Here is a 4,857-nt window from a genome sequence, read left to right on the forward strand (position 1 = left end):
CAAACAATCCGTTAGTAATCGGACACTGTCTTGTTTGAGAAAAAGCACAATCAGGATTGATTGTGATACATCTCAATTTAGCAAATGGAGTTACATTTTAATTTTGGAAATCTCCCCGACTATGTCCTGAAGTTCAGTAAAATCATTTTTGATATTTTCTTTAGAAAAACCTCCGGGCATAAATCTTGCCTGGTTGCATTTTTCGAAAAGTTGTTTGATTTTAAAAATCAAATTTTCCGGGAAATTTTTCTCTCCGATTTTCTCGATGATCGTTTCGATCGTGCTTCCTCGCGAGATTTTCAGTTTATCGGAAAGATAATTTACCAAACCTGTTTGAGCAGATGTATAGAAATCCAATTGATTATTTTCAGCAAAAATGGAAGCCTGTTTCATATATTTTTTCAGGATCTTTTTTGCTTTTTTCTGACGAACATAATCAATATTAACTGCTAATTTTTCCTTTTCTCTTGCATAAAATAATGAAACAGGGATCGACAATAAAACAAGAAACCAGAGAAGCCAGTAATAAAAAGAATCGAGGAAAATTACATTATTTTTCAGGGAAGCATCTTTGATGATAAATCCAATATCATAACCTTCCATCTGAACAGTTGATTGAGCAGAAGAACTGGGGATAAAAACGGCATCTCCTTCCTTGACATCGATCGTAAATGCTTTTGTTTGTTTGGTGATATACTTTTTCTGTTCTATATCAAAGTAAGAAAAAAATACGGCAGGAATCGTAAAAATTCCTTTTTCCTGAGCGATTACAAGATATTTTATTGTTTTCTTTCCGGAAATTTTATTGTTTTGAATATCAGTTGTTATTTCCGGTTCCATGAATCTCAAATTTGGAATATCCGGTAAAACGGGTGCATCAAATTGATTCAAATTACCAGTTCCTGTTATTTCCAGGGTATAAGTGAACGAATCTCCGACTTTCATTTCTTTCTCGCTGATATTACTGGAAAGCTTGAAATTCCCTACTGCTCCTGAAAAACCGGAAGGACGACCTGCTTGAGGTAGTTCTTTTACATTGATTGTTTTGGGTTGGCTTTTAATGATATATCTTTTTGTCGTGCCGAAATCGAAAAAACTGCGGGACTGTGTCCTGATATCGACATTCATTTCCAGAGCAGGAATATGTAAATTACCGGTTTGATTTGGGAATAAGGCAACAGAACGGAGCAGCATCATATTAAAAAGCATTCCATTGCGTGTTTCTCGTTTGAAATTAATTCGGGATGGAGTATAAACATCTTCTTTCCAGAAACCATTAAAAGTCGGATCAGAAGCGAATTCCAAGTCAGAAACTTCGTATCTTGTATAAATCTTGTAATCCACGATAATTGGTTCATTCTCGTAAACAGAACTTTTATTAACTTCAGCAATTATAAATAAATTATCAGCTAATTTATCTGAAGACTGCTGATTATTATTTTTCAACCTGTTGGAAGTTGGAGGAGCTGGTTCGGTGCTGCCTTCGATTACATTGATCGTGATCGGTTTTGTAACGAAAGACTTTTTCTTATATTTGATCGTGATCGGCGGGATCATGAACTTGCCGGTTTTGCGGGGACGAAGAGTGTAAGTGTAACTTTTCGTGATACTCGACTCCATCTTGCCATTAATGATCTGGATCGAAGATGAAGAAGATGAGGAACTTCCCAGTTTATCGAAATTCTCAAGTTTTGTAAGTGATGGTTGACTCACTCGATCCGCATCTTCTCCGGAAATCTCGATTGTCAGCTTCAGATAATCCTGCAATCCAATCTTGGTTTTATCGACATACGATTGGACTTCTAGTTGAGCAGAGAGAGTAAAAGTTATCAAAATAATTTGTGCTGAAAAAATGATTTTTTTAATCATTAAAGATTATGCTCCGATAATTTCATTTAGACCATCAATAATCTGAATCAATTCTTGATTAGTTGCTTTTCCAATTTTTTTGCCGATCCTTTTTGTGGAAAGAATCTTGATCTGACTTATTTTTACCCATGATTTTTTTGGTAGTTTTTCCGAAGTCAATTCCAAGGTTAGAGGAAATCCCGCTTTGGGTTGTTGACTAGTCAGTGCCACAGCAATAATTGTATGTGAGTTTTTATTAAAAATATCTTTACTTAAAACTAAAACTGGTCTTAATCCTTCTTGTTCGTTTCCAATTGTTGGATTAAGATTTGCCCACCTGATGTCACCTCTTAATATTCCGGCCATTCTGATAACTCCGCTGAAAATCCTTCTTCTGCGATCGCTTGCTCATATTCAGGATCAAGTTTGGCACTTTCTGTTGCTAACCTGTTCTGGTCGATTTTTTTAAGTTTATCCTCAATCGCTTCTTGGATAGCCTGACTTCTATTTGGAAAAATATATTGTTTAACAAGTCTATCCAGTCGGACTAAAATATGTTCATCTAATGTTATTGCAACTTTCATTTTATTCATTACAACCTCCAGTATGACTTATTATCATACCAATCTTGAAAGTCAAGCGATTTCTTCAACAATCTAAACCGATTCAATTTGAGTTAAGTTGGCTTCAGCCGATCTTGACTTAAGTTGGAGAAGTATCACAGCCGTCTCGGTGGTTTTTCCTGTTTCATACAACTTCTTTAAAGATTGTTTATTTTATCCCATCGGGACGACGGAGATACTGATCCCTGATTGAACCAGTTCAACCAATTTACCAAAACTTCCCTTTTTTTGTTTTGTCAACATTCATTTTTGCTTTTTCTTTTTTCATTTCTTCTTTTTCTTTTTGGAGGAGGGCTTTCAGCATTTTTTCAGCATCTTTTTTCTTTTCATCTTTTTTTGCCTGTTCCTGTTTCATCTGTTGTTCTTTCTTCTTTTGTTCTTCGCTTTTTTGTTGTTCCTGCTTTTGTTCTTGCTGTTCTTTTTTATCTTGGTTGTCCTGGTTTTGTTTTTGTTCCTTCTTCTCCTGATCTTTATTTTTATCGTCTTTATTTTGTTGTTGCTGCTGTTGCTGATTTTGTTGTCTTTGCAGGAAACGGGAAGCAAGTTCATAATTATAACGCGCATCGAGATTTTGCGGATCTTCGATCAAAGCATTACGATAATTCAGGATAGCATTTTTATAATCCTGCTGTTGGAATTTTACATTTCCCAGATTCTGATAAGCAAGCGATCTGTCTTTGAATTCCTGATCTCGAAGTGAAAGATTAAAAGAATTTTCTGCTGCTTCAAGATCACCTTTTTTGTATTGGGAATTTCCTAAATTATACTGCAATCTACCATCATTTGGATTCTTGATAGCATTTTCGTTGAATTCTTCTTTTGCCTGATCGAATTCTTCTTTTTTATAGAATTTCGTTCCTTTCAGATTTTTCAGCACTTTATCGTAAGTAAGGATTTCTGCAAAGATGTTTATGGAAAGGAATCCGATTAATATTATTAGAATTATTTTCATTTATTCCTCATTTGCAGCACATTTTTGTAAAATGTGAATTTCACAGAATGCAATTCTGTGCTACTATAAAACTTGAGTTAAGTCGGCTTCAGTCGATCTTGACTTAAGTTGAACTCGTTCATCAAACAATTCCGAAGATCTCCCATTTCAACTGATTCAATTATTTCAACCATTCCGAAGGTCGAGCAAGAAGAAATTCTCTGTTTGAAACCATTCGGAAGGTTTCTTTAAATCACTCTTTTGAATTTTGTTTTTTTCTTATAAATGATCAATGATTCGATTATCAGCAAGATCAAAGCAATGATCACAAAATATTTATACTGCTCTTTATAACGCACAAATTCTTTGGAATCGAATTTCTTCTTTTCGATAGAATTTATGTTTTTCATAATTTCGAAAATTTCCGACTGTTGCGGTGTGATCGGGAAAAATCTGCCATTTCCGATTTTAGCAATTTGCGAAAGCGTGTTAATATCAAGTTTGGAAAATACGATATTACCTTTTTCATCCTTTGCATAAACGATATTTCCGGATTCTTCTTTGATGGGAATCGTGCTTCCTTCCGGAGAACCGATACCGAGAGTGTAAATTATCGCACCTATTTTTGCTGCTTCTTCCGTTATTTTGATTGCCTGTTTTTCAAGATCTTCACCATCACTTGCAACAATGATAACTTTATGTTTTTCTGCTTCTCCAAACAGACTCATCGCCATTTGAATAGCTCCGCCGATATCTGTTCCGTAAGATGGAACAGTTTCAGTATCGAGCAAATTCAGGAATAATTTCGCTGCTCCATAATCATCTGTGAGCGGACATTGCACGAAACTCCTGCCGGCAAAAGCAACGATGGCAATTCTATCTCCTTTCAATTGATCGATGAAAAGCGAAATCTGGTCTTTTGCTCTCTCAATTCGGCTTGGTTTGATATCCTGGGCATCCATACTTTTGGAAACATCGATGCAGACAACAATATCGATCCCTTCTTTTTTCAGGATCTGAACTTCCTTATTCCAGCGAGGTCGAGCAGCAGCGAATATCATAAAGAAGATCGCTCCTACGAAAATTATGTTTTTCAAAGACCAATGAAATACAGAAAATTCCTGCATAAAAAAATCATAAAACCTGCTTTCCGCAAATTTCTCAAAATTCTTTTTGCGGCGATGGTTGGCGATTCCGATATAAATTAGAAATATTGGAATCAATAACAGCAAAAATAATATATATGGATTTCCGAACTTCATCATAAATCTCCGATTTTTTTATGAAAGAATTAATGAGTCCACTCTAAAAAGGTCAAATTCAATAAAATTGGAAACCGTTAAAACGGTTAATACTTTTTCCTGTTTCATTAACCACCAACTTAAGTTGGTGGTTAATAAGAAGATAGAGGTCAATAACTGATTCATCAGTTTCCAAATTTCGGGCAAAATTTCA

The 4,857-nt window shown here is 35.1% G+C and carries 5 protein-coding genes; all 5 read right to left on the reverse strand.

Annotation, left to right across the window (positions count from 1 at the left end; all coding sequences use genetic code 11):
• Nucleotides 1–90: 90 nt before the first annotated feature.
• The gene (locus ENL20_01525; protein HHE37238.1) at nucleotides 91–1,869 is read right to left on the reverse strand and encodes a protein BatD; all 1,779 of its coding nucleotides are present in this window, start codon (nucleotides 1,867–1,869) and stop codon (nucleotides 91–93) included.
• A gap of 6 nt (nucleotides 1,870–1,875) precedes the next feature.
• Nucleotides 1,876–2,214 carry a type II toxin-antitoxin system PemK/MazF family toxin gene (locus ENL20_01530; protein ID HHE37239.1) on the reverse strand — a complete coding sequence of 113 codons (339 nt, stop codon included), beginning with the start codon at nucleotides 2,212–2,214 and terminating at the stop codon, nucleotides 1,876–1,878.
• A complete protein-coding gene (locus tag ENL20_01535; protein ID HHE37240.1) occupies nucleotides 2,199–2,441 on the reverse strand; it encodes a ribbon-helix-helix protein, CopG family in 243 nt (80 codons plus the stop codon). The genes ENL20_01530 and ENL20_01535 overlap by 16 nt, the downstream gene beginning before the upstream one ends.
• Before the next feature lie 238 nt (nucleotides 2,442–2,679).
• Entirely contained in the window at nucleotides 2,680–3,423 is a 744-nt protein-coding gene (locus ENL20_01540; GenBank protein ID HHE37241.1) for a tetratricopeptide repeat protein, read from the reverse strand.
• 227 nt (nucleotides 3,424–3,650) lie between these two features.
• Nucleotides 3,651–4,667 (reverse strand): VWA domain-containing protein, encoded by a 1,017-nt coding sequence (locus tag ENL20_01545; protein ID HHE37242.1) that lies wholly within the window; start codon nucleotides 4,665–4,667, stop codon nucleotides 3,651–3,653.
• Nucleotides 4,668–4,857: the final 190 nt, after the last annotated feature.

It is taken from the genome of Candidatus Cloacimonadota bacterium, from assembly GCA_011372345.1.
In the GTDB taxonomy this organism is placed as follows: domain Bacteria; phylum Cloacimonadota; class Cloacimonadia; order Cloacimonadales; family TCS61; genus DRTC01.